General features: G+C 40.3%; 14 protein-coding genes. 12 read left to right on the forward strand and 2 right to left on the reverse strand.

Features of this window, described 5'->3' with window-relative positions; translation table 11 throughout:
- The first annotated feature begins 77 nt into the window (after positions 1 to 77).
- The 8 genes from dctA to QNI15_RS06975 all read left to right on the forward strand — a co-directional run bounded on the left by dctA (position 78) and on the right by QNI15_RS06975 (position 13,054).
- On the forward strand, positions 78 to 1,364 hold the full coding sequence (gene dctA / locus QNI15_RS06940) for a C4-dicarboxylate transporter DctA (RefSeq protein WP_314031126.1): 1,287 nt from the start codon (positions 78 to 80) through the stop codon (positions 1,362 to 1,364).
- A 2-nt stretch (positions 1,365 to 1,366) separates the two neighbouring features.
- On the forward strand, positions 1,367 to 2,065 hold the full coding sequence (locus QNI15_RS06945; protein WP_314031127.1) for a hypothetical protein: 699 nt from the start codon (positions 1,367 to 1,369) through the stop codon (positions 2,063 to 2,065).
- 42 nt (positions 2,066 to 2,107) lie between these two features.
- Positions 2,108 to 2,992 carry an SMP-30/gluconolactonase/LRE family protein gene (locus tag QNI15_RS06950; RefSeq protein ID WP_314031128.1) on the forward strand — a complete coding sequence of 295 codons (885 nt, stop codon included), beginning with the start codon at positions 2,108 to 2,110 and terminating at the stop codon, positions 2,990 to 2,992.
- A 450-nt stretch (positions 2,993 to 3,442) separates the two neighbouring features.
- Positions 3,443 to 4,501: a protein-glutamate methylesterase/protein-glutamine glutaminase gene (locus QNI15_RS06955; protein WP_314031129.1), complete on the forward strand. Its 1,059-nt coding sequence runs from the start codon at positions 3,443 to 3,445 to the stop codon at positions 4,499 to 4,501.
- Positions 4,502 to 4,928: 427 nt separating this feature from the next.
- A complete protein-coding gene (locus QNI15_RS06960; RefSeq protein WP_314031130.1) occupies positions 4,929 to 6,134 on the forward strand; it encodes a vWA domain-containing protein in 1,206 nt (401 codons plus the stop codon).
- Between the two features lie 71 nt (positions 6,135 to 6,205).
- Positions 6,206 to 7,315: an AAA family ATPase gene (locus tag QNI15_RS06965; RefSeq protein ID WP_314031131.1), complete on the forward strand. Its 1,110-nt coding sequence runs from the start codon at positions 6,206 to 6,208 to the stop codon at positions 7,313 to 7,315.
- A gap of 3 nt (positions 7,316 to 7,318) precedes the next feature.
- A complete protein-coding gene (locus tag QNI15_RS06970; RefSeq protein ID WP_314031132.1) occupies positions 7,319 to 10,219 on the forward strand; it encodes a leucine-rich repeat domain-containing protein in 2,901 nt (966 codons plus the stop codon).
- 321 nt (positions 10,220 to 10,540) lie between these two features.
- Positions 10,541 to 13,054 carry a mechanosensitive ion channel family protein gene (locus QNI15_RS06975; protein ID WP_314031133.1) on the forward strand — a complete coding sequence of 838 codons (2,514 nt, stop codon included), beginning with the start codon at positions 10,541 to 10,543 and terminating at the stop codon, positions 13,052 to 13,054.
- 706 nt (positions 13,055 to 13,760) lie between these two features.
- Here the strand turns inward: QNI15_RS06975 and QNI15_RS06980 are convergent.
- Positions 13,761 to 14,426: a hypothetical protein gene (locus QNI15_RS06980; RefSeq protein ID WP_314031134.1), complete on the reverse strand. Its 666-nt coding sequence runs from the start codon at positions 14,424 to 14,426 to the stop codon at positions 13,761 to 13,763.
- 266 nt (positions 14,427 to 14,692) lie between these two features.
- On the opposite strand from QNI15_RS06980, the gene QNI15_RS06985 reads away from it, so the two are divergent.
- The 3 genes from QNI15_RS06985 to QNI15_RS06995 all read left to right on the forward strand — a co-directional run bounded on the left by QNI15_RS06985 (position 14,693) and on the right by QNI15_RS06995 (position 20,337).
- The gene (locus QNI15_RS06985; RefSeq protein WP_314031135.1) at positions 14,693 to 15,475 is read left to right on the forward strand and encodes a fatty acid desaturase family protein; all 783 of its coding nucleotides are present in this window, start codon (positions 14,693 to 14,695) and stop codon (positions 15,473 to 15,475) included.
- A gap of 252 nt (positions 15,476 to 15,727) precedes the next feature.
- Positions 15,728 to 16,147, forward strand: coding sequence for a response regulator (locus tag QNI15_RS06990; protein ID WP_314031136.1), 420 nt, complete (start codon positions 15,728 to 15,730; stop codon positions 16,145 to 16,147).
- Between the two features lie 350 nt (positions 16,148 to 16,497).
- Positions 16,498 to 20,337 carry an ATP-binding protein gene (locus tag QNI15_RS06995; protein ID WP_314031137.1) on the forward strand — a complete coding sequence of 1,280 codons (3,840 nt, stop codon included), beginning with the start codon at positions 16,498 to 16,500 and terminating at the stop codon, positions 20,335 to 20,337.
- A 471-nt stretch (positions 20,338 to 20,808) separates the two neighbouring features.
- On the opposite strand, the gene QNI15_RS07000 is transcribed toward QNI15_RS06995, so the two are convergent.
- The gene (locus tag QNI15_RS07000; protein WP_313986174.1) at positions 20,809 to 20,940 is read right to left on the reverse strand and encodes a hypothetical protein; all 132 of its coding nucleotides are present in this window, start codon (positions 20,938 to 20,940) and stop codon (positions 20,809 to 20,811) included.
- 237 nt (positions 20,941 to 21,177) lie between these two features.
- Here QNI15_RS07000 and QNI15_RS07005 point away from each other — a divergent pair, with 237 nt between their 5' ends.
- On the forward strand, positions 21,178 to 23,694 hold the full coding sequence (locus tag QNI15_RS07005; protein ID WP_314031138.1) for a leucine-rich repeat domain-containing protein: 2,517 nt from the start codon (positions 21,178 to 21,180) through the stop codon (positions 23,692 to 23,694).
- Positions 23,695 to 23,994 lie beyond the last annotated feature (300 nt).

Consider the following 23,994-nt stretch of genomic DNA (forward strand, 5'->3'; position numbering starts at 1 on the left):
GAACTTTATGTGAATTGCTGGTGAATTTGAGTAGGATTTACGAGATTTACAACCTTCTGTCTACGCAATCTACATTCATGGAAAAAACACCGCGAAAAAAACTCTATCACTATCTGACTTTTCAGGTATTGGTTGCCATTACAATCGGGATTCTGGTGGGGTACTATCTGCATGAGCATATTCAGCAAAAAACAATTGATCCGGGTGTTTTAAAGAAAGTGGAGGCTATTGGCAAGACGTTCATTAACATGATCAAAATGCTGATAGCACCTATTATTTTCCTGACTATTGTAATCGGAATCGGGAAGGTGCAAAATATGAAGAAGTTTGGCAGAATAGGAGGGAAGGCGTTGGGGTACTTTCTGATTGTGACCACTGTCGCTTTGTGTATTGGGGTGTTAACAGCTAATATTATTAAACCAGGATCGGGTATTGATCCTGAGAAAATGAAAAAAGAAGATGTCTCTCAATATGTAGAGAAGAGCAAAGAAAAATCCTGGGTCGACCATATTACAGAGATCGTCCCTCCCAATGTAGTAGGTGCTTTTGCTGAAGGCAATCTTTTGCAGGTATTGTTTTTCTCTATCTTGTTTGGTGTGGCTGTTTCAAAAATGGGAGAGGCAGGACAGTCGCTGGTGCATACCTTCGAGAAGATTCTACATGCGTTGTTTAAAGTGCTCGGGATGATTATGGTTTTAGCCCCTATCGGCGCTTTTGGGGGGATGGCCTATACAATTGGCAAATATGGATTAGAGACACTCATCCCATTAGGAAAGCTGATGTTATCCGTTTATCTGACGATGATCGTGTTTATTTTTGTTGTGCTCAATCTGATATGTCGGAGCGTAGGCATTAGCCTCTGGCATCTGTTAGGCTATATCAAAGAAGAAATTCTGATTGTATTGGGTACATCCTCTTCTGAGTCTGTCTTGCCCCGAATGATTGAAAAGATGGAACGGTATGGCTGTTCCGCTCAGGCTGCCGGATTGGTGATCCCAACCGGATATTCTTTTAATCTGGATGGGACAAGTATCTATCTGTCTATGTCGGTGCTGTTTCTGGCTCAGGTCTTTCATGTAAACTTAAGCCTTGGGGAACAACTTGGAATTATAGGAGTGTTGATTTTAACCTCCAAAGGGGCTGCGGGTGTAACAGGGAGTGGATTCATTGTATTAGCCTCTACACTCGCTTCTTTTCCGCAAATTCCTATTGAAGGTTTAGGTTTACTACTGGGTGTAGACCGGTTTATGTCCGAAGCCCGCTCCATTACAAACCTGATTGGCAATGCGGTAGCTACTGTGGTGATTGCCAAAAGTGAACATGAGTTTAATCCGGTACTTTTAGAAAAGAAGATAATAGAATAACTATGATTTTTATAGGAGTTGCAATAGGCTTTCTGCTTTTGGCGATTAAATGGGTTCGCTTGATGGGTGATGATGTCAGATACCCCAGAAGTGTGTATCCAAAAGTGAAAGAAAAGAAAACTGAACCAGCCTTTATTCCGGATGAAAATGAACGGAGGAAAGAGGCCAAACAGTTTGTGAAAAGATTAGACGAACTGGGATATTTTAAATGGACAGCGCCAGAAGACCTTAAAAAAGTAAAGACTCATATTGCTAAGTATTACGCTGAAGAGCAAACTTTTTATACACTTAGTGATGAAAATAACGCTTCTCTGGATTATCGGGTCTATTATTTAGATCCTGAGACTATATATCATGGTGGGGCAAAATCAGAGTTTTTGAGACTAGGTCGGACACTGGAGAAGCTAGGATTTGTTGTAGACCGGATTGAGCAAACTCTGACAGAGCAGAATACCTATACTTTGTATGTGAAGGATCTTGAATTTGATCTTACTCCTTCTCCTTATAATTCTCCTGATATCGATTTTATTGACTTTATCAATGTGATTTTACAGAAAGAATTAAAAGTAGAAGAACGGTTATATGCTATAGAAGGAGAATATAGCTATGAAGTTATCTTTCTGGATCAAAAATTGTATCAGTTTCTTCGACAATCCAATCTGGATGAAAAAAGTAAACCGTTCCTGCTGGAATGGTATTGATAGAACAATAGTTTAATTTAATTTTCAAATTCCACTTACCGTATGAAATCTCTTTTGGGCACAGTCGCCACCTTACTTTTGATTAATACATCTTTTGCACAGGAGCTATTTGTGGCAAAAGATCTTACTGCTGAGAAACAATTTACTGTGAATATTGAAGGGCCTATGGTCGATAAAAAAGGGAACCTATATGTAGTAAATTACCAAAAAGATGGGACCATTGGATTGGTAAAGCCCAATGGAGAAACTTCTCTTTTTGTAGAACTGCCTGCAGGAAGCACTGCCAATGCCATACAGTTTGATAGCAAAGGAGCTATGTTCCTGGCTGACTTTTCAGGACACAATGTACTTAAGGTTGACCCTAAAACAAAAAAAGTAACGGTCCATTGCCATAATGATAGCTTTAACCAGCCTAATGATATTACTATCAACCGTAAAAACCAGTTGTTTGCCTCAGATCCGAACTGGAAAGAAAGTAAAGGCCAGATCTGGCGCATTGATACTGATGGCAAAGCAACATTGCTGGAAAAAGACATGGGCACTACCAACGGGATTGAGTTAAGTCCGGATGATAGAACATTGTATGTCAATGAAAGTGTGCAACGTAAGGTATGGAAGTATAATGTGGATTCTGTAGGAAACATTTACAACAAACAACTCTTCACTCAATTTGCTGATGGGGGTATGGATGGAATGAAGTGTGATGCAGCGGGAAATCTGTATATTTCACGCTGGGGTACTGGTAATGTCGTAGTTTTTTCACCAGATGGCAAACAATTGCGCGAAATTCCATTAAAAGGTAAAAATGTAAGTAATATCATATTTGGTGGCAAATCTGGAAAAACAGCTTTTGTAACTTTACAGGATAGAGGCTGCCTGGAAACCTTTCAGGTAGACGTGCCCGGTAAACGATTTATGAAAAAATAATAAGAGTATACCTGTGCCTTCCAACTCTAAAGACTGGGAAATAGGTATGTAAATTATGTAAATAAGGAAAAAGTATCCTTGCTGTCCTTCTGAAAGAAATACACTCTTCCTGTCAGCCTGAAAGGAGTACACACTCTCTGTCTTCCTGAAAGGAACCCGTGACAAGACCGGCGGCCTTTCCGACTGGAGTATATTTTTTCTCTCAGAACCTAGGCATGGCTCTATTTGTCACAAGATTCTTTCAGAAGGACAGAAAGGGAGGAATCTTTTCAGGAGGACAATTAAAGGATGTTCCTTTCAGAATGGCAGATAGCGGATGAACCTTTCAGGCAGACGAAAGGGGAAAGGATAATGGTAGGGATGATATAAATTGGAGCGGAAAGAGAAGGATGACTCAAGTATGAATAAGATAAAATACTAGTTATAGTATTTACTCATTGTAAGATGCTTATGCGGAAAAAAATTAGAGTACTGATTATAGATGATTCGGCTGTTGTAAGGCAATTGTTAAGCCGTACACTGGCTAGTGATTCGGATATAGAAATAATGGGAACAGCTGCCGATCCCTATATCGCCGCAAGCAAAATCAGCAATGAAATACCTGATGTCATTACACTCGATATTGAAATGCCCCGTATGGATGGGATCACCTTTCTACGAAAGATTATGTCCCAACATCCTATTCCGGTCGTTATTATTTCCAGTCTTACTACAAAAGGTACAGAAACAGCGCTGAAGGCATTGGAGTATGGAGCAGTAGAAATTATTTCCAAGTCTCAGCTTGAGGTCAATGCAGACGGTGAGGAACAAATCCGCATTTGTGATATCATAAAAACAGCTGCCAAAGTACAGCCTAAACGCCGTAGCTTGTCAGAGATCGCCGTTACGCCTAAGCTAACTGCTGATGCCATGATAAAGCCTGTTGTGAATCGGAGTATGATTCAGACAACGGAAAAAGTTGTTGCTGTAGGTGCTTCTACAGGTGGTACAGAGGCATTAATGGTTTTCCTGAAAGCACTTCCTCTGGATGCTCCTCCAATTATTATTGTACAACATATGCCCGAATTATTTACCAAGTCGTTTGCTAACCGCCTTAACACACTCTGTAAAATCTCAGTAAAGGAAGCGGAAAATGGAGATAGTGTAATTCGGGGTAGAGCATTGATTGCGCCAGGCAATAAGCATCTGATGCTAAACCGAAGTGGAGCCCGATATTATGTAGAAGTAAAAGATGGACCACTGGTAAACCGCCATCGTCCTTCAGTGGATGTATTGTTTCGATCTGTGGCTCAGTATGCAGGCAAAAACAGTGTAGGTATCATTATGACAGGCATGGGAGCTGATGGGGCACAGGGATTACTGGAAATGAAAACAGCAGGCGCGTTGACCATTGCACAGGATGAAAAAACCTCTGTAGTATTTGGTATGCCTAAAGAGGCCATCAAATTAAACGCAGTTGATAAAGTTCTTCCTCTGGAACATATAAGTAACCATATTGTTGCTTTTTAAAAACTGATTGTTTTCGATCACATTCGAAATCTTTATATTTGCTGAAGTTAGTGACTGGGCATAACTGGCATTTTTCAATACGTATTTTCCCCATTTCTCTGCATTCCTTTTTTTTCACTATTCCTGATTTATTTCTACTTTCCTGTTTACCAGAGCCAATGTAGATATGAGTACTATTATCTAAGAACTGCTCTTATCAGATTATACTAGACAGGCTGCTTTTTAAGGTAGATGATTCCCTTTTTCCTGATAGCCAAGGCCTCAATCGATAAAGTAACAGTAATAAGATACTAGGTATGAGAATTTCCCGAATGAAAGGATTTTATCACACTACCTATGTAATATACGGATGATTTTATTGCCTGTTTATCTACAAGACTTTTGTAGATTGCCCGGAATTATTGCATTATTCTGTTTTTAATTAGCTATGGCACAAAGCCCTCCAGTAGGAGATATATCCCGAATCTGCATACAGCTTCTATTGAAAGAACCCTTTTATGGGCACTTTCTTATGGGGATTCCCAAAGAATTCTCTGATAAGATAAAAACTGCGGCAGTGGCGCTCTATAAAAAACAGATGATCAAACTAATGGTCAATGCTGAGTTTTGGAATTCCCTTTCAGAGATTCACCAGTACGGATTGATCAAACATGAAGTTCTGCATATTGTGTTGCGGCACCTGATTCTGCAAAAAAGCTTTCCTCAGAAGCGATTATTTAACATCGCAGCAGACTTGGTTATCAACCAATATATTCAGTCTGAACAATTACCAGAAGGTGGACTAACCCTGGAGATGTTTCAACCCCTGTTGTCTAAATATGGCATTACACTGGAAAAGAAGCAGGGGGTGGATTACTACTATCAGCAGTTGGCTAAACTGATGCACTCTGTTAATTCCTCTGGTGAAGGCTGTTCAGATCCTATCTTCACTATTTTTAATGAAGACAATGACGAACTGGACAAACACTCTTACTGGGATGAATTTCGGGAACTGGAAAGTGGTGAACTGAAAGTAATGGAGCATCAACTAAAGCGATTAACCAAGACTACATTGGATAGAGTGAAGCCCAAAAACTGGGGTGGGCTGCCTATGGATCTGGTTGAGGTATTGCAGCAGATTGTATTGGAAGAACCCAAAATAAACTGGAAAAGGGCTCTACGGCTTTTCGCTGCCTCCAGCAATAGCACCTATGTGAAAAATACCATTCGTCGGGCATCCAAACGGTATGGAACAGTACCCGGAATTAAACTGAAACGCCGACAGGAACTACTAATAGCTATTGATACATCTGGCAGTATAAACCTGGAAGAGGTACAAAGTTTCTTTCAGGAAATCTATCATATCTGGAGGCAAGGCTGTAGTATTACCATAGTAGAATGTGATGCTAAAATTCATCGGCAGTACGAATTCAAAGGAAAGTTTCCTGCTGATTTTCAAGGAAGAGGAGGGAATGACTATACAGAAGCTGTAGAACTGGCAAACAAGACTATGCCGGATGGCCTGATCTATTTTACAGATGGACACGTGTCTACACCTGATATAAAACCTCGTATGCCGGCTCTTTGGATTATTTCAGCAGATGGCTCAACCCAATACAGAGCCAAAGATGAACGGGTAATTCAAATGAATTAACTAAATACCAACTTGTAAGTAATAAAGTAACCATACGTACTATTTTCTATTATTAAATCGATTGATCACACATGGCAGCTTCTAATGGGTACGTTTTCTATGGAGTAGAATCTACTTCGCAGGAAGTACGCAAATTTACTGAACATATATTGAGAGCCAATCTGGCAGCAGAAGAGAAAGGACACAAGAAAACACCTGTTTGTATCTGGGGGACGCATGGGATTGGAAAAACAGAAGTGGTTCAGCAGATTGCCAAAGATAATAACTACCAGTTTGTCTATATTGCTCCGGCTCAGTTTGAGGAAATGGGTGACCTGATTGGAATGCCTGCCATTGAAAATGGGAAAACCGTATTCCGTGCACCGGAATGGGTGCCTACACAACCAGGACCGGGAGTCTTATTGATTGATGACGTGAACCGGGCTGATGACCGGATTCTGCGAGGTATTATGCAATTGTTGCAGAATTACGAACTGGTAAGCTGGAAATTACCGTATCAGTGGCAGATTGTGTTGACTGCCAATCCTGATGGAGGCAATTACTCGGTAACACCTATGGATGATGCCATGCTTACCCGTATGATGCACATCACCATGAAGTTTGATAGCAAGGTATGGGCATTCTGGGCAGAGAAAGCAGGCGTAGACCCGAGAGGGATCAACTTTGTGCTTACCTATCCGGAAGTTGCACATGGTAGCCGAACTACGCCTCGATCCCTTGTACAGTTTTTTGATAGTATCAGCAGCATCAAAAGCTTGTCTGACGAATTGCCGCTGATTCAGATGCTGGCATCTTCCTGTCTGGACGAAGAAACCGTTACCTCTTTTATTTCCTATGTACAACAGAATCTGAGTGAACTGATTTCGCCAGAGGAGATTTATGAAGCCAAAGATTTTGCCAGACAGGTATACCTTCCGGTTAAAAAGTGTGTGGACCAGGATGTGTTTCGTGTCGATATTATGGCTACTATCTGTACCCGTTTGATCAACCACCTGACCATTCAGAATATAAAGTTAAAACCTGAGCAGGTGAAGAATATACAGGAGTTTATCAAGATAGATTTTCTGCCCAATGACCTGCGTCTTTCACTGTTACAGGATCTGGTGCAATCACCTAATTCTACACTGAAGATGGTAATGGCAGATCCGGAAGTAAGTCGGTTATTACTAAAGAAAATGTAAACTATGTCTCTCGAACTGGAATATCAATATTATTATTATCTGTGGGGAAGTGGGCAAGAGGTGAAAGCTATTTACCTGTCGAAGCCTGTCCCTGTTTCTGAATTAAAAACACGAGTACCTAATATAAAAGGAATTCATCTGGAGTTTGATAAGACAGAGTTCAAACCTTCCCGAATCAATCACGATGAGTATTTACTGGAACTGTTACAGGCATTTTCGTTACAAGAATTAAAGATTGACCGGAGCCGTATTACAACGATTCCGGAAGTTCTCTGGACGCACCCATTGGAATTGCTGCAAATAGAATATGCTTCAGAACTAAAATCTATTTATGTTCCGGATGATGCTATATTAGTGCTGGAAAAACTTGTGATCAATGGAGAAGATACTACGGTTAGCCCCAATCTATTTTCATCGCCTGTGTTACAGGAAGTCAACGTAACAGGGGTTCAGAGAGGACTAGAAGGTGTAGATAAAGCTGTTAATCTTAAAAGACTTCAAATTGGTAATTATAAGCATCCATCCCTGCCAATTGACTTTACGGCTTTACATCAGTTAGCGTATTTATCTATTGGTAATTCTGATAGTCTGGAAGTGCTTCCGGATCTGACGAGACTAACAGGCCTAAAAGAATGTTATTTTTATAAATTACCTACATTAGTACAGATGCCTGGTGGTTGGGATAATTTGCAACAGTTGACAGAGTTAAAGCTATCAAATATTGCCAATGAAAAGACTCCTGTAATATTCAATTTCACCCAACTTGATGCTCTGACACATCTGGAGGTGTTTGCCAGTCATTTTGCAGAAAATCCATTTGGGAACATGCCTGCTTTGACACGTGTAGATTTTGAGTATATGCCTATTTCTACGTTGCCTGCCTATCTTTTTCAAAGTCGACAACTTAAATGGCTGAAATTGGAAGGGTTAACTCAGTTGACAAAATGGCCGGAAGAAATAAAACAGTTTGATCAGTTGACTGCTTTGTATATACGAAGAACAGGAGTTGAAACACTACCAGACTCTTTAGCTCATCCTTTACTAGAGGATCTGCATCTGGAAGAACTGTCCCTGAAATCATTACCTGAGTGCTGGGCCCAACTGACAAAGCTTACCTCTGTTGCCATTAAGAATTGTACGGATCTGGAAATACTTCCCAGTTTGGGAAAAGAGAATACTTCTCTGGACCGGATAGAACTTACTAATTTACCAAAATTGTCTACTTTACCCGAGTCATGGAGTCAATTGTCAAGGCTTGTTTTTTTGAGTATCAAAGATTGTCTCAACTTAGAGAAACTTTCTGATCTGGGAAAAGAAAATCTTTGTCTGAATGAAATACGAATTTTCAATTTGCCAAAGCTAACTGCATTACCAGATTCCTGGGATGATTGTCCTGTCCTGGCAAAATTGGAGATTCGCCGGACAGGACTTCGCCAGTTTTCTGATAGCTGGCAACATATGAGTCAGTTAGCAGAAATCCAAAGTTATGAAAATGTTCATCTTCAGTCTATACCCGGAGTGGTGGCCGTTTGGCCTTCCTTACGAGAAAGCTGGATTGAGGAAAAGTGTATCCCTGCCCACTATAGATCCTATGTTCATGATTTACCTCACTTGTTACAGGAAACAGGGTGTACAGCTGAGCAACGAAAGCTGATAGGAACTATAATCTTCGCTGGAAAGCAAGCCTTAGCATCTTTTCCCAATGTGAAAGATCTGTTGGTAAGTCTGGTTAACAGGAAAAATTCACAGATCCGGCAGTTGGTTTGGGATAATCTGTCAGTTTTGAATGATACTATACCTGTATCTGACAAACAGAGGGCTTTATCGGTCTCTATATCTGGCAGTACAAAGCGGGCTAAAACCTATTACAAAGAAAAACTGAAAGCCAGTGGTTTTACCTATCAGCAAAAATTAAGTGCAGATACCCAGTGGATAGTAGTAGGTGATGAGATAACCCTGCCTCCTGATTTCTGGAAATACCCGCATCGTTTTCTGTCAGAAACAGAGCTGGATACTTTTCTGGATCAGGAGCAGCCTGGTTTTATGACTGCACTGGAACAACCGGAACTTGAAAATTTACGAAAATTGGTTTGGTCCAATGACCCAGTGAATGAAGAACTGGTGTTGGAGATGCTTAAAGGAGGAGGAATTCCGGATGAGTTTGTCCCGGATCTGCTGATTGTGGCAAAAACAACGAGAGAAAAAAAGATTAAGGATAATTTGCGGAAGTTGCTGGCTCCTAAGCTTTCCAAAGGCGCATTGCAGATCTTATCAAACCCGGTAAATCTGGGTTTGGGACGTTGTCCTTATTTACAGTATGAGAGAGTGGCTCCCGATTTTGATGTAGCTCAGATGGCTGTCTGTCATTATAAACGTACAGGCAAATTTTTGAGAGATTTCTTCGATTTAAAAAGTAGTTTGACCAATAGCTATCGGACAGAGTTATTTCAGGTGGCAGCTGCGGAATTGACGGTAAAGTCTCATTATGTTTATTTTAATGGGTGGCAATTCACAGATGAAGAGATTAATACCATTTTAAAGATGGAACCTCTGAGAGGGTGGCTAGCTCGTCTGGTATTACCTACCTGCAATATAGAAGCTATCAAGGATTCGCTGTTGCTTCATTCGGAGAAATTGCAGGAAATTTCTTTTACTACAAAGGAAGAAGTAATACCATCAGCTCTGGAAGGTCTATCCCGATTGCAAAAGATTACCATTCATGGAGATAAGCTAAAAGAGATCCCCGACTTTTTGCCACGACTAAAGTATCTGAAAGAAATAATCCTGCATAGCAAAGAACCTCTTGTTGCGCCTGAGAGCTTTAAAGAACTGAAAAAAATGAAGAAGCTTCTGATACAGCCAAGACCTATAAACGCAGCTGATTTTAGCTATAAATTTATGTAATCCGTCATTCTGAAATTTACTTGTAAACAACCCTGCTACTTATTGTATGTCTTATAATACAATAAGTAGCAGGGCTTCTGTTTTTAGCGAAAATGGACGAAATGAAAATCTGCTGAAATATGAGTTTTTATAGATAAGGTAAGTAATCCGTTGGATATGCTATTTGCCTTAAATCATAGGCTGCTGAATTTTACCTTAAAGTCCATTCGTAACCAGCTATCAGCATACATACGTTTATGGATAAATTGAATATATGTGCTTTCTTATTCAACTTATTGACAATCAATGCGTCGTTTACACTCTAAATCTCCATACTGGAGTATGACAAAAATCCTGATTCAGCAGTTTATCTGTATAGCACTGGATTTTATTTATCAATTTGTGAAAAAAAAGGATAGAAGTGATTCTTTAGTTATTGTAACATTTCGATCAAAACAGATGGGGGTTATCCCAGACTATACAATCTCTGCCAATACCTTTCAGCAGGTAAGACACAGGAAGAGATATCCCTATTTTCTCTTGATTTTGGTTTGTCTGACCTTGCAGGTATTTCCGAAAAGAGCGGAGGCAGTCGTTGCCAAACCGAGGGAAAATACAAAAGGTCCTTCTATAACCGTAGATAGTCTGGTCAGTCAGATTGAGTCTATGTATACTACGCTAAACCGTATCAATTTTCGTAACCGGCGTGGTTTTGCAACCAGAGAGATCGATCAGTATCTGCCTGAGGTTAAGTCTAACATTCAGATTATACGCGAGAATCTGGCACTTTACAAACAGGTAATAAATATCAAGAACCTGGAAACCATGTCTGTATTGCTGAAAGACATGAAGAATGATCTGGAAGAGTGGCGTAAAACGCTGATTCAGCATAGTAAAGATCTGAAAGAAATGAATCAACAACTAGTTGAGCTTTCTCGTGACTTTAACCTGCGAATCCAGCAGACTTCTGATACCAGTGTGAGTCATCTGTATACAACAGAATTAAAAGAATTAAAAGAAAAATGGGTAAAGTCCCGCAAAGCTACCAGTGAGAATATAGCTAAAATAAATCATCTTCAGGCTGTAGTTTCGGACAACTACTTTGAAAGTATAGAACTTCAGAACGAAGTACGGGATATGTTGCGGCAGTCTGCCGCAAAGACTGCCGGGAAAGAATATGATTTTTTATGGGAAACACCAGGTTCTGTAAAACAGGACGATGCCATTCCACAGATGGCCCGCAAATCATATGAAGGACAACGAAAAATCTTAAAATACTATATCGATAAAAACGGGAGTAGCCGTTTAGGTATACTGGCTCTGGGAGGATTATTCTTCTGGTGGGTGTTTTCTAACTTCCGGAAGATTGACAAACTACAGGCAACTGAAGCACTTTCGGATATAAAAATTCAATACCTGAAACGTATCCCTGTCATTTCCACACTAGTAGTCATTCTGATCCTGGCACCATTTATTGATCTGCATCCACCTTCTGCCTATGTGGATATGATGCAGTTCTTTTTGCTCATTACGCTTACAGTATTTATCTGGCGTAACTGGCCAACGAATCTGTTTTATTACTGGCTGGCAATCATTGTATTCTATGTTCTATTCCTGATTACCAACAACTTCCTTGCTCCAACACTAGGGCCAAGACTTTTGTTACTGGCATTGAATGTGGCCTCTGTGGTATTTGGGTTATTGTTCTTCTCCCGTATACGCAAGGCATTGTCAATCTTACGTTTTATTCGTGTCGTATCTATTATCTACATTGTATTTAACGTTCTCTCCATTCTGCTCAACTTATTTGGACGACTGAGTCTGGCCAAGACCTATAGCATGACTGCTATTTTTGGTATTACTCAAATCATAGGATTGGCTGTGTTTATTCAATTGTTAACAGAAGCTATACAATTGCATTTAAAGAAAAGCCAGCTTTCCAAAGGCATCGCTTCCCGATTTGATCAGGAGAAGATACAGAAGGTGCTTAACAAAGGGCTTTTGATCATAGCTATTGTGTTCTGGGTGGTCATCTTTACTATCAATCTCAATATGTATAGCATGGTGTTTGGCTCACTGGAACGCCTGCTTACTCGTCCACGGTCATTAGGGAACACTTCCTTTACCTTAGGGAATGTTCTGTTGTTCTTTGCCATTATCTATATTTCCAACTTATTGCAAAAGAACATTGGACTTTTCTTTGGTGAGACTGATGATGAAACTATTCCAGACAAAAAAGGTTCTCGTCTGGTAGTGATGCGCCTGATTCTGTTGTTACTAGGATTCTTACTGGCCATTGCCGCATCCGGGTTACCTATTGATAAAATCACTATTATTCTGGGGGCTTTGGGTGTCGGTATTGGTTTGGGTTTACAGAATATCGTTAATAACCTGGTATCGGGCGTGATCCTTATTTTCGAACGTCCGTTCGAAATCGGTGATTCGATTGAGGTAGCCAGTAAAAAAGGACGTGTAAAAGACATTGGTATCCGTTCCAGCCGACTTATTACTGCAGAAGGTTCTGAGATTATTGTGCCCAATGGAGACTTGCTATCAGGTCACGTGGTGAACTGGACATTGAACAACAATCATGTGCGTATAGAAATGATATTTAAGGTAGGCACAGGGGTAGATCTGGAAACAGTGAAATCGTATTTGCAGGAAGAGATTATGAAAAACCCGAACATCCTGTCCACAACGCCTCCTGACATACTACTTAGTGGAATTTCCGAAAAAAGCTTTGAGATTAAAGTTTTGTTCTGGATTAGCAATATACGGAAGGAACAAGTTGTAAAAAGCGAAATACTAACCAGTGTCTATAAGCGATTTGTAGAACAATCCGTGCCGATTATCTGAGGTGAGGGAACTATAGAGAAAGCTAAAAAAGGTACAAAGAGAGTCGTGATGACCTCAATCGCGGAAGGTCGTGTAGGTGCGTGGGAATAAAAAGTCTACGGACCTAGCGTTAACCCTTATTGTGTCCCATAACTTTTCTGGAAAAGAGATTTGTAAATAAAGAAAAAACACTCTCCCTATCCTTCTGAAAGGAACATCCACTCTCTGTCCTTCTGAAAGAATCTTGTGACAAATAGAGTGGCGTTTGGATTTGGAGAGAAAAAATTATCTCCTGTCGGAAAAGCCGCCGGTCTTGCCACGAGTTTCTTCCAGAAGGACAGGAAGGAGATAGATCCTTTCAGGAGGACAAAAAAGGTAAGAAGGCAGGGAAAAGTGAGAGGCACAAAAAAAAGATTGTCCCCTAAAACCTGCAAAATTGAAAAAATTCCGCGAGCCTAGCGTTAGCCCTGTAGGGCGAAGCTTTGGAATTTTTTGTCCTTTTTGGGTTATTTTTTTGGACAAGCAAAAAAGTAACAGGCCGCAAGTAGAACAAAGCTAAGGAATATGGAATAACGATTGGAAGAAGGCAAAAAAAGAAATAAGCCTCTGAAAGAATAATGGAATATAAAACAACAAAATTAAAAAACAACTCAAAGTAAAAAGGAGTGTCAGGAGATTTGTAGATCCATCCCCTGAACAACTCTTATATACACCTGTTTGAAGTATTCTACTTAGCTGGTTCTGTTTTGGTGAGTTGCAGCCTAAATACACCACTAGTCAGTACCAGTTCATCTTTCTGGTCTGTTCTTTTATATCCATTTCCCTCCGGATCAATGTCTGAATCATAACCGGTTGCACTAGTTACCGCTTTGTCTTCCATCTTATTGATGATACGACCTACTCCACCAAATGCGGTTGCAGTTGCTTTTTCTTTGAAATGAGTGCCATCCAGATTAGCTGTGAATTTTCCTTCAATCACATTGGTATTAGAGGTGGTGACCTCAATAACTCCGCCATTTGTATGGCGTGACTTGCCTACATGGTATTCCATACGGGGCGTTTTCGTTTCTTCCACATATTTGACAAATGCAATTCCTTTGTATTTGCCTTCTGCTGCCAGTTGTTTGATCTCTTTGTTGCTGTAGTTTTCCTCCACAATCAGGTATTGACCTACTTCGGGAAGTTCGGTTTTGTTAAAGTTAGCAAACCAGAAACGTAAGGACTTATCGGGTTTTACCGCATTGGCAGTGATATACCATATAGAGCCCATCCGAATGCGACGGGGAGCGGTTTTAAATTCCTTGCCATCGATCTGCACACTGAGTGTATTTTCGTTTTGTGCAAAAACATAGCTGCTTGTTAGCAGAAGTAAACAAATAATGACTGATTTCATAGGTGAGTGTACGTTTAGGTAGTAATGGATAACTAAAATTCAACCAGGTGGGAAAGGATGCGTAATCTTTCTGATAAATTATTGACTGTCATATTGTTAGTCGGTAGTATCAATGAGAGGTAAACAGGATATATTTCCCACAGTGAATGTATTGGCAGAATTGTATCATGAAGTGTGAATAAAAGCTGTTCAATTGTAAGTTACCTTGCTTGAAAACAAGGGTATAAATACTACATTGAAGCACAGAAAAACTAACCTGTATACCTATGACTCACACAGAAATACTTCGTACCGTAAAATGGAAAGACCTGCAGCAGCTATCTATTCGGGAGATGCTGATCGAGAATAATCTGACTATTCCCTGGGCATTGATTTCATGGTTGTTTGTCTTTTATGACTATTATATGCTGGCATTGCCTTTCTCAGCTTTTTTCTTTTTAACAGCTTTGCGACAGGTACACAATGGATTTCATAATTCTTTGGGAACCAACAAAACACTCACCTGGCTGTCATTATATATCAATAGCATACTAATGATGGTTTCTATTCATGCGGTAAAGTATAACCATATCAGGCATCATAAGTATTGCTTGTCTGAAGAAGATTATGAAGGGAAATCGGCAGGTATGACATGGTATGGAGCTATTCTGTATGGTCCTGTACATATGTTTCTAATACACAAAGTAACTTTGCAACTGGCAAATAAAAAGTATGTACGCAATGTGTTACTTGAGCTTTTCTCTGTGGCAGTTTTTGTGAGTATTATCTTCTATTTTAATATTACATTTCTGATCTATCATTTCATTGTGATGCTGATAGGCGAATTTCTGATGGCGTTTTTTGCCGTATGGACTGTACACCATGACACACATGACTCACCAGAAATTGCCAGAACACAGAGAGGAACATGGAAGAATAAACTAACATTCAGTATGTTTTACCATCTGGAACACCATCTGTTTCCTGCTGTACCTACAATAAAGTTACCAGAACTAGCCAAACGAATTGATGATGCCTTACCTGAACTGGATAAGAAGCAAACTTTTTGAAAGCAAATAGTATATAGTCTTTCTGGATAAAATATAGCCAGGTTGTTTATGAATGTTACTCATAAACAACCTGGTTTTTGCTTACATAGATATAGATAATCCTTATCCGTAAGTGCTGTCAGTAACTAATTTGCAGTATATCCTGAAAATACCTCTCAGGAATAGGTATGACTATTAGATATACTCTTCTTTTCTATGTATTTTTGGCCTGAGCAAACCGTTTACTCTAAAATGGCTTTACACCATACCCACATGAAGCAAAATACTTTCTTTCTTTTAATTGCTGAGGATGATCCTGATGATAGAGACATGTTGCGTATGGTACTCAAAGAAAATTTCCCCCACTGGCAATATTATGTTGCTAACAATGGACAACTATTACTGGATTATCTGACAAATAGGCCTCTGGATTTACCTCCTGTTTCACTGATCATGCTTGATATCAATATGCCTATTAAAGATGGTGTAGAGACATTGATCGCCTTAAGAAGGTGTCACGATTATACTCAGTTGCCTATCGTTGCTTATTCTACATCAAAAACTATACAGGGTGTACATACCTTTATGCAGGCAGGTGGAACAGCTTATTTTCAGAAACCGTGTGATCTGGAAGAAATGATAGACATATTTTCCGGTTTGTCTGAATTGGTGCCTGTTTCCCAGAGTCGATAGAATATATTTGGTTAATTATAGTAGTTGGCTGCTTTTGTTTGTCTATTGATTGCTGGAAATGAGTTGCCTGTCTGAAAATATAAAATAATAGCCACATCCTTTTTTCTGTTATTTTTACAAAAAAATAAGTATAACAATCCTTATTTTTGCTTTGTCCTTCTTATTCAGCCTTTTAGCTGCTTTATAAAAAAGCAGAACAATATTTTTTTCTCCTGTCGTTATTTTAGATAGTAGCAATGGAGTTTGAACAGATCTTCTACACTGTTTTGGAAAATAAAGCAGGTACGATGATTTTAGGGAAGGGCCGGAAGATAAATAGCTTACAATCAAACTAAATTTCGGGAAATAGCATGCAGGACTTAGCATCTAGCCATTCTTTTATATCAGGAGGCGGAGAGATGGGGGCGTTGATACGTTCAATGGATTGGTCAAAGACACCACTTGGTCCGTTTGAAGACTGGCCTCAGAGTTTAAAGACTACTGTAAGTCTTTGTCTTTCGTCAACCTTTCCCATACTGATTGCCTGGGGGCCAGAGCTGATTCAGATTTACAATGACAGTTATCGGCCTATCTGCGGTGCTAAGCATCCGGAGTCGATGGGGCAAAACTTTAAAATATGCTGGGAAACGGCATTGCCTGTTGTGGGAGGTGCTTTTGATCGCGGTCTGGCTGGAGAGGGGACATATATTAAGGATCAGCAGATGCTTTTGGATCGGTATGGTTACCTGGAAGAGGCATTCATGACATTCTCTTTTGCGCCTATCCGGGATGAATCTGGAAATGTGGGAGGCATTTTTCACCCCATCACAGAGACAACAGAACAGATTCTGAGTGCCAGACGGACACAGGTTTTACGTGATGTAGCTGTCCATATCGGTAAAGCCCGGACTAACAGTGAGGTGGTAAGAGAGCTAACAACTATTCATCCTTCATTAACCTATGATTTGCCCTTCATCCAGCTTTATGAACTGGATTCCAAAACAGGTCTGGCAACTCTTCAGATGTCTTCAGGAACCAGTCAGGGAGCACTTGAATTTCCGCAGATAGACACTCAGACGTCCGATGAAACGCATTGGCCATTTGACCTGGTACTAGAAAGCCAGGACTTTGTACTGGTTAGTAACCTGGAGGAACGTTTTGGCTCCTTCCAGTCTGGCCCCTTTGAACAACCACCCCACACTGCATTCATTTTTCCTATTCAAATTCCCGGACAGGAAAAGCCATATGGGTTTATGGTCGCAGGTGTAAGTAGAGGACGTGCCCTGGATCAGGAATACCAAAACTTTTTTGAGTTGCTTTCGAATGCAATCTCCACTGCTTTCTCAAGCGTAGATGCCTATCAGCAGCAACAAAAGCGGGCACAACAGTTGGCTGAAATTGACAAAGCGAAAACTGCTTTCTTTAGCAATGTGAGCCATGAGTTTCGTACACCTCTTACACTGTTACTTGGGCCATTGGAGGAACAGATTGAAAAGTCCCGGAATACACTTACCATGTTGGATATTGAATCTATGCATCGGAATGCGCTGAGACTTCTGAAACTGGTTAATAACTTGCTTGATTTTAGCCGGGTGGAAGCAGGGAGGGTAAAAGCCAGCTTTGAAAAAGTGGATTTAGGAGAAGTGACTGAAGATCTGGCTTCTACCTTTCGATCGGTCATGGAGAGTGCTGGCTTGGAACTACAAGTCAGAAGGCCTGCTGAGGCGATGCCTGTATATGTAGATAGGGATATGTGGGAGAAGATTGTATTAAACCTGCTCTCCAATGCATTTAAATATACCCTACAGGGTAGAGTAACAGTTTCTGTATTTGAAAAAGACGGTCAGGCAGTAGTACAGGTTGCAGATACTGGGGTTGGTATTGAAGAAAAAGAACTGCCGCATATGTTTGAACGTTTTCACCGGGTCGAAAATTCACAGGGACGGACCCATGAAGGTACAGGGATTGGTCTCTCATTAGTGTATGAGCTGGTGAATTTACATCATGGACAGATTCAAATTTCCAGTGTGTTTGGAGAAGGCACTACTTTTACGGTGTCTATTCCAACAGGTAAAGACCATCTTTCTATAGAGCAACTTTCTGAAGGTAAAAACCTGCCAAAAGTCGTTTCTCAGAAACAAACATTTATTCTGGAGGCTATGAGCCTTCTGGGAACACAGAACATAGCAGAAGAGAGTTGGGAAAGTACGTCAGCTTCTGATCAAATACTGGATAATCCATTTGACAATAGTCAGATAGAGCCTATTGCAGTTCAGAAGCACATTCATGTGCTGATTGTGGATGACAATGCTGATATGCGACAATACCTGCAACGAATGCTTTTACCTTATTTTTCTCTTGAGTTTGCTACAAATGGACAAGAGGCCATTGATAAAATAGAAATTCGAACTCCTGATTTGATTGTCAGTGATATTATGATGCCTGTCATGGATGGGCGAGAGATGTTACAGCAAATCCGATTACGGAGTGGTTATCAGATTCCGGTTATTTTACTATCGGCCAGAGCTGGGCAGGAATCGCGTCTGGAAGGCATGGACTGGGGGGCAGACGATTATCTGGTTAAGCCATTTTCTGCAAAGGAATTACTTACCAAGGTGAGTGCACTGATTAAAATTCATCAGGGCCGGAAAAAGACAGAAGAAGAGCTGCGAAGTATTTTCCGTCAGGCTCCTGTTGCAATAGGAATTTTCCGTGGTCAGGACCTGATTATTGAAGTAGCCAATACCATGCTGCTCAATTACTGGAATAAGACAAGTGAACAGGTTATAGGACTACCGTATCTTTCTGCATTTACAGAGATTTCAGATGATGGATTTGAGACTATGGTTAGAGAGGTGTTGCAGAGTGGGATAGGACGTGTAGTAGATCAATGGCCAGTGGAAATCAAACGCGCAGATACCTTAGAAAAACTATACATTACCCTGGCCTTGGAGCCGTTACAGGAACACAATGGTATTGTGACTAAGGTAATGATGGTTGCCAGCAATGTAACTGAGCTATCTACCGCACTGGAACAGATTCGGGAAAGTGAACAACGTTTCCGTTTATTGGCCAACAGCATGCCACTGTTAGTGTGGAGTCTGGATACAGAGAGTAACAATCACTTTTACAATGCTTTTGCTCATACCTATTTTGGACATTTGGAACAGTCACTAACTCAGTATATGTTACTGGATCTTGTGCATCCGGATGAAAAAGAGGAGAGTATGATGCATTGGAAATACTCTCTGCAAACCGGGAAAGATTTTATTTATGAACATCGCTACCAACGGTATGATGGTGAATACAGATGGCATTTGACCAGGGGCACGGCCTTACGGGGAAGGCATGGACAAATGGATAGCTGGATTATGACGAGCACAGATATTCATGATCAGAAAACAGTGGAGGAAATACTGGAAGATCGTGTAGCTATCAGAACATTCGAACTGAAAAATATCAATGAGCAACTGATAAAGACCAATGCCGAACTCGAACAGTTTGCCTACATTGCCAGTCACGATTTGCAGGAACCACTCCGGAAAATTCAGGTCTTTACTAAACTGATACGCAAGAGACTTTCGCTGGAAGATGAAGAAAGCCAGGTGTATGCTGACAGAGTGATTGCTTCTGCAAATCGTATGTCACAGTTGGTGAATGATATTCTGAAGTATTCAAAAGTAGCCCACATAGAGTTAACCTTTGAACAGACAGATCTGAATACGATTGTGCAGGAAGTCCTGGCAGATTTTGAACTTTTAATTGCAGAGAAAGAGGCTGTAGTTTCTGTTGACCCGTTACCTGTTATTGAAGCTGTCCCTTTACAGATGAATCAGCTTTTTTATAATCTGCTTGGGAATGCATTGAAGTTTACCAGGCAGAAGCCTACAGTAGAAATACAATACCACTATATAGCCGAAGAAGACGCAGAAGTCTATGGATTTCTACAGACAGATATTGCCTATGCCCACATTGTTCTGATTGATAATGGAATTGGCTTTGATTCAGAACATGCCGAACGAATCTTTACTATCTTCCAGCGGCTTAATCCGGATGCTGGATTTGAGGGTAATGGAATTGGACTGACCATCTGCAAAAGAATTGTGGAGAATCATAGTGGACATATACGAGCAAGTGGAGTAGAGAATGAAGGAGCTGTGTTTGAGATTTTTCTACCAATTACACAGACATCTATTCTTTCGGGCATCTAATCTAGATAAGAACTTTACTGCCTAAAAACGCAATATGACTCATTCCAAATTTAAAAAAGAAACAACGTAGTTACAAAGAGAGTTGCGATTCCTTCAATCGTGTGTGGCAGTGTTGTAGATGCGATGGTAATCTTTTCTCCGCGAGGTTGGCCTTTGGCCTGTGTGGGGGAGGATCGGAGAAAAGTGCCCTTTTTTGCTAACACACCAATCTGGCTCACCAAATTCTCATTTGGTGCCCTGTTTTTGAGCAAGCAAGAAAGTAAGAGGCCACAAGAAGAGTGATGTAAGAGACAATAAACCAAGTTAGGAATAGGCGCTGATTTTGTAAAATAAGCTCACATCTAAAATTTATGATGAGTCATGTTTTGTTCTATATAGCTTATGGCAATACAAGACAAACTGTGTGAATCAGATAAAGAATGTATCAGAATAAGCACTCCTATACCATAACCGGGAGGCATTCAGGACCTCTTATCTTCCGGCAGAATAAGGATGTTTATACAATGCCTTGGCACTTTTGTTCTTGGGTGGTTTGCAATGTGGTGCATATTCAACAGCACAGGAGGTAAAGCAAAACACACAGGCCAGCAGTAAGTATTTCATGGTTTTATATCTGAGAGTAAGTAGTTGTGTGTAGAATAACGTAAGTTAGTCACATTTATTTGATAAAGGTAAATAACAGAGATTCAGAGAGTTTTCTAGTATAAGCTACTATAACATCTCTAAACCATGCAGACGTAATAATGCTATTGCTTTTCTTGTTTCTTTTGACCTGCTGAATGTGTGAAATAGTTTATTTTTGTTTGCAGTAACTCGTATTCAGCTAACTTTTATACAGCTATGTATATTGAAAATATTGATCAGCTACAGGAAAGAGATTTTGAGCAGCTTTCATATACCTCTTACCTGACTATTGCAGATCGGAAAGCAACCAAAAAGCAGGTAGAAGAAATCCTGGACAAAGCGCCACAGGTAAGTACACTGATATTTCAGAAAATGATGCTGGAAGAGTTGCCTGACAATCTGCCTTCTCTGAAGAAGTTACATAGCCTGAGGATTGAAATTACCACTCTTACCAATCTGGATATACTCAAGAAATGTAGAGAATTGGTCGACTTTACCTTTCTGGCTGACCCTTTGCCTGCTATAACAGGTAGTGCAAAAGAAGACTTGCCTAAACTGCAGAACTTATATTTGGGAATCAAAGATTTAACGGAGTTTCCTTCTTATTTTATTACACCTACTATTCAATCATTACAGATTTGGTCAGATACATTGAATACTTTACCAGGTCATGTTTTAAATAAAATGTCAGCTTTAACCAGTATGACTCTGGAAGCTCCATTAAAGACATTGCCTGAATTACAAGTAAACAATAAGTTGACCTATCTATCCTTAAAAGATACTCGTATCGATGACTGGTCAAATCCCAAATGCTGGCCTGGTTCCTTACAAACAGTGCATATTACACAGAACAAGATTGGTGGATATGGACCCGTATTTAGTCAGCTACCAAATTTACGAAGTCTACATATAGGAACTGATTGCCAGCAAAACTGGCTTACTGGTATTGGATCATGCCAGAAACTGACAGATTTGTCTATCTCACAAATAGATGGTATTCCGGATGATTTGAAGGATTGTCAAGTGCTTGAGTCTCTTTCTATCTATAAAGGAACAATTACTTCATTGTCTGACTGGTTTTGCTCTTTAGCCAATCTGAGAAAGCTTTCTATCTCATATACCAGTCTTAAACATGTACCCGCTGATTGGAGCAAAATGACCAAGCTGGAAAGTGTGAGTTTGGACAATAATCAAATAGAAGACTTTCATTTTACCTTCTCAATACCTGAATTACAAGGGGTGGTAATAAGCAACAATCCTATACGTGATCAGTGGTTTATACTGGATGCAAAAAAAGCACTCCCTATCAGCATGTATGGCTCTTTCTGGTCATCTGTTTTTGTAAAAGGGTTTAACCTGGAAGATAAAATCACTTTTTATAAAGCTATAGCAAAAAGTGACCTGGATCGTGAGGATAAAAAATGGTTCATGATAGAAATAGATCAGCAAAGGGTTTTACATGTTCCTGATGTATGGCCTATCTACAGAATGTTTCAGGGGCTTTGTATTCCACATAAACGATTATTGGATAAGTTACAGCAAAAGTTACTGGATCACAAGCTGAACAATGACTCTGTTAAGGCTATGCAGGCTGGCAAAGTATGGCTTTGTGGTGATTTTACAGAGAAGAAAACAGCGATAAAAGAAAAGCTTGGCAAGATAGCTGTACCTCTTACTACACAGTTTGATGTAGATGTAACCCATATTGCATTAGGTAAAAAGCCGACAGACCTCGGGGCTATATTCAAGGGTAATTCCTATCAGTTTTTGCTGGAATCTCAGTTATATCAGGTACTGAAGGAAGTAGATTCAGAAGAAAAGTTTCTGGTTCAGGAAGAAGTTACCGGAGGGCAGCAGATGGCTGATAGCCTTCGTAAGCTGCTAACCAGCAAAGATGATTCTTCGGTATTACTGGGGCTGGAAATGCTGAAAACAGGAGGTGTTCCTTCCAATATAATTGATGAATTACTCCTTGTACAAAAGACCAGCTCTGATGCGAAAGTACGTGCAGAGGCAAAAAAGCTTCTGCTGACACAGGGTTCAGTGGAGTGGGTGCAAGTACTGAATGATAAACAAAGCTTTACCAATCTGGAAACGACGAAAGAGAAAGATGTTCGTACCAAGTTGGAAAAGATGGCTAAGTCTGTGAGCAGAGAACGGGTTGCAGAGTTTGGGTTATTGCTTTTTTCTCATTATCAGAAAGGCTTATCATATATTCTGGTACATTTCAAACAAGGAGGCCCCCAACGGATTAAAGCCCTAAAAGCTTTGACACAAGGCGATCATTTTGATTTTCATATAGGAGTAGGGTATAATAACTGGAAATTGGAAAAGCCAGAGAGTGTGATCTTGTCTCCTGTCAAAACCGGAGTTAAGTTTCCGTTTGACCATCCGGAAGCGGCAAAGATCCGGATTATGAATCTACACAATACCAAGTTTGCAACTATACCTAAAGAGATTGCTGTATTTGAGAATCTGGAAGAACTGGACTGCTCAGCCAATAGTTTGAAAAGCCTGCCTGAGGAGATTGGGAAGTTAACTAAATTAAAACGGTTGGATCTGTCTTTAAACCGCTTCGATTCCTTACCTACCGGTATTCTGAAACTAACGAATCTGGAGTGGCTGGATCTTCGTTACAATAACGATAGTGTATTTAAAGATGGCGAAAAGTCGATAGTAAAGTTACCGGAAAACTTTAAGGAGTTACTACCTAACTGTGAGGTATTGTTGTAAGCATTTTCTTTTCTGGAAATGAGGTCTGTAAATAAGGGAAAAACACCTCTCTGTCCTCTTGAAAGGACCATCCCGCCCACTACAAGGCTGTAGCGGGACAGGCGTGACAAATAGAGCCATGCTTGGTTTCGGAGTGAAAGAGATTTATTCAGCATCCAAAGGCCGCCGGTCTTGTCACGGGTTCCTTTCAGGAGGACAAAAAGGGCGGGATGGTAAAAAGAGAGTTTTTCTGCCCGTCGTTGGTGTTATCACCAACGACCACTTTCCTATGATGCAAGTTGGTGATAACACCAACTTGGG

The organism is Xanthocytophaga flava (assembly GCF_030068545.1).
Classification (GTDB): domain Bacteria; phylum Bacteroidota; class Bacteroidia; order Cytophagales; family 172606-1; genus Xanthocytophaga; species Xanthocytophaga flava.

Excerpts from the sequence above, each read along its gene's own strand:
- QNI15_RS06980 (WP_314031134.1), bottom strand. The coding sequence starts at position 14,426 with ATGAAATCAGTCATTATTTGTTTACTTCTGCTAACAAGCAGCTATGTT.
- QNI15_RS06950 (WP_314031128.1), top strand. The coding sequence starts at position 2,108 with ATGAAATCTCTTTTGGGCACAGTCGCCACCTTACTTTTGATTAATACA.
- QNI15_RS06970 (WP_314031132.1), top strand. The coding sequence starts at position 7,319 with ATGTCTCTCGAACTGGAATATCAATATTATTATTATCTGTGGGGAAGT.
- QNI15_RS06965 (WP_314031131.1), top strand. The coding sequence starts at position 6,206 with ATGGCAGCTTCTAATGGGTACGTTTTCTATGGAGTAGAATCTACTTCG.
- QNI15_RS06990 (WP_314031136.1), top strand. The coding sequence starts at position 15,728 with ATGAAGCAAAATACTTTCTTTCTTTTAATTGCTGAGGATGATCCTGAT.
- QNI15_RS06960 (WP_314031130.1), top strand. The coding sequence starts at position 4,929 with ATGGCACAAAGCCCTCCAGTAGGAGATATATCCCGAATCTGCATACAG.
- QNI15_RS06995 (WP_314031137.1), top strand. The coding sequence starts at position 16,498 with ATGCAGGACTTAGCATCTAGCCATTCTTTTATATCAGGAGGCGGAGAG.
- QNI15_RS07005 (WP_314031138.1), top strand. The coding sequence starts at position 21,178 with ATGTATATTGAAAATATTGATCAGCTACAGGAAAGAGATTTTGAGCAG.
- QNI15_RS06975 (WP_314031133.1), top strand. The coding sequence starts at position 10,541 with ATGACAAAAATCCTGATTCAGCAGTTTATCTGTATAGCACTGGATTTT.
- QNI15_RS07000 (WP_313986174.1), bottom strand. The coding sequence starts at position 20,940 with ATGAAATACTTACTGCTGGCCTGTGTGTTTTGCTTTACCTCCTGTGCT.
- QNI15_RS06955 (WP_314031129.1), top strand. The coding sequence starts at position 3,443 with ATGCGGAAAAAAATTAGAGTACTGATTATAGATGATTCGGCTGTTGTA.
- QNI15_RS06985 (WP_314031135.1), top strand. The coding sequence starts at position 14,693 with ATGACTCACACAGAAATACTTCGTACCGTAAAATGGAAAGACCTGCAG.
- QNI15_RS06945 (WP_314031127.1), top strand. The coding sequence starts at position 1,367 with ATGATTTTTATAGGAGTTGCAATAGGCTTTCTGCTTTTGGCGATTAAA.
- dctA (WP_314031126.1), top strand. The coding sequence starts at position 78 with ATGGAAAAAACACCGCGAAAAAAACTCTATCACTATCTGACTTTTCAG.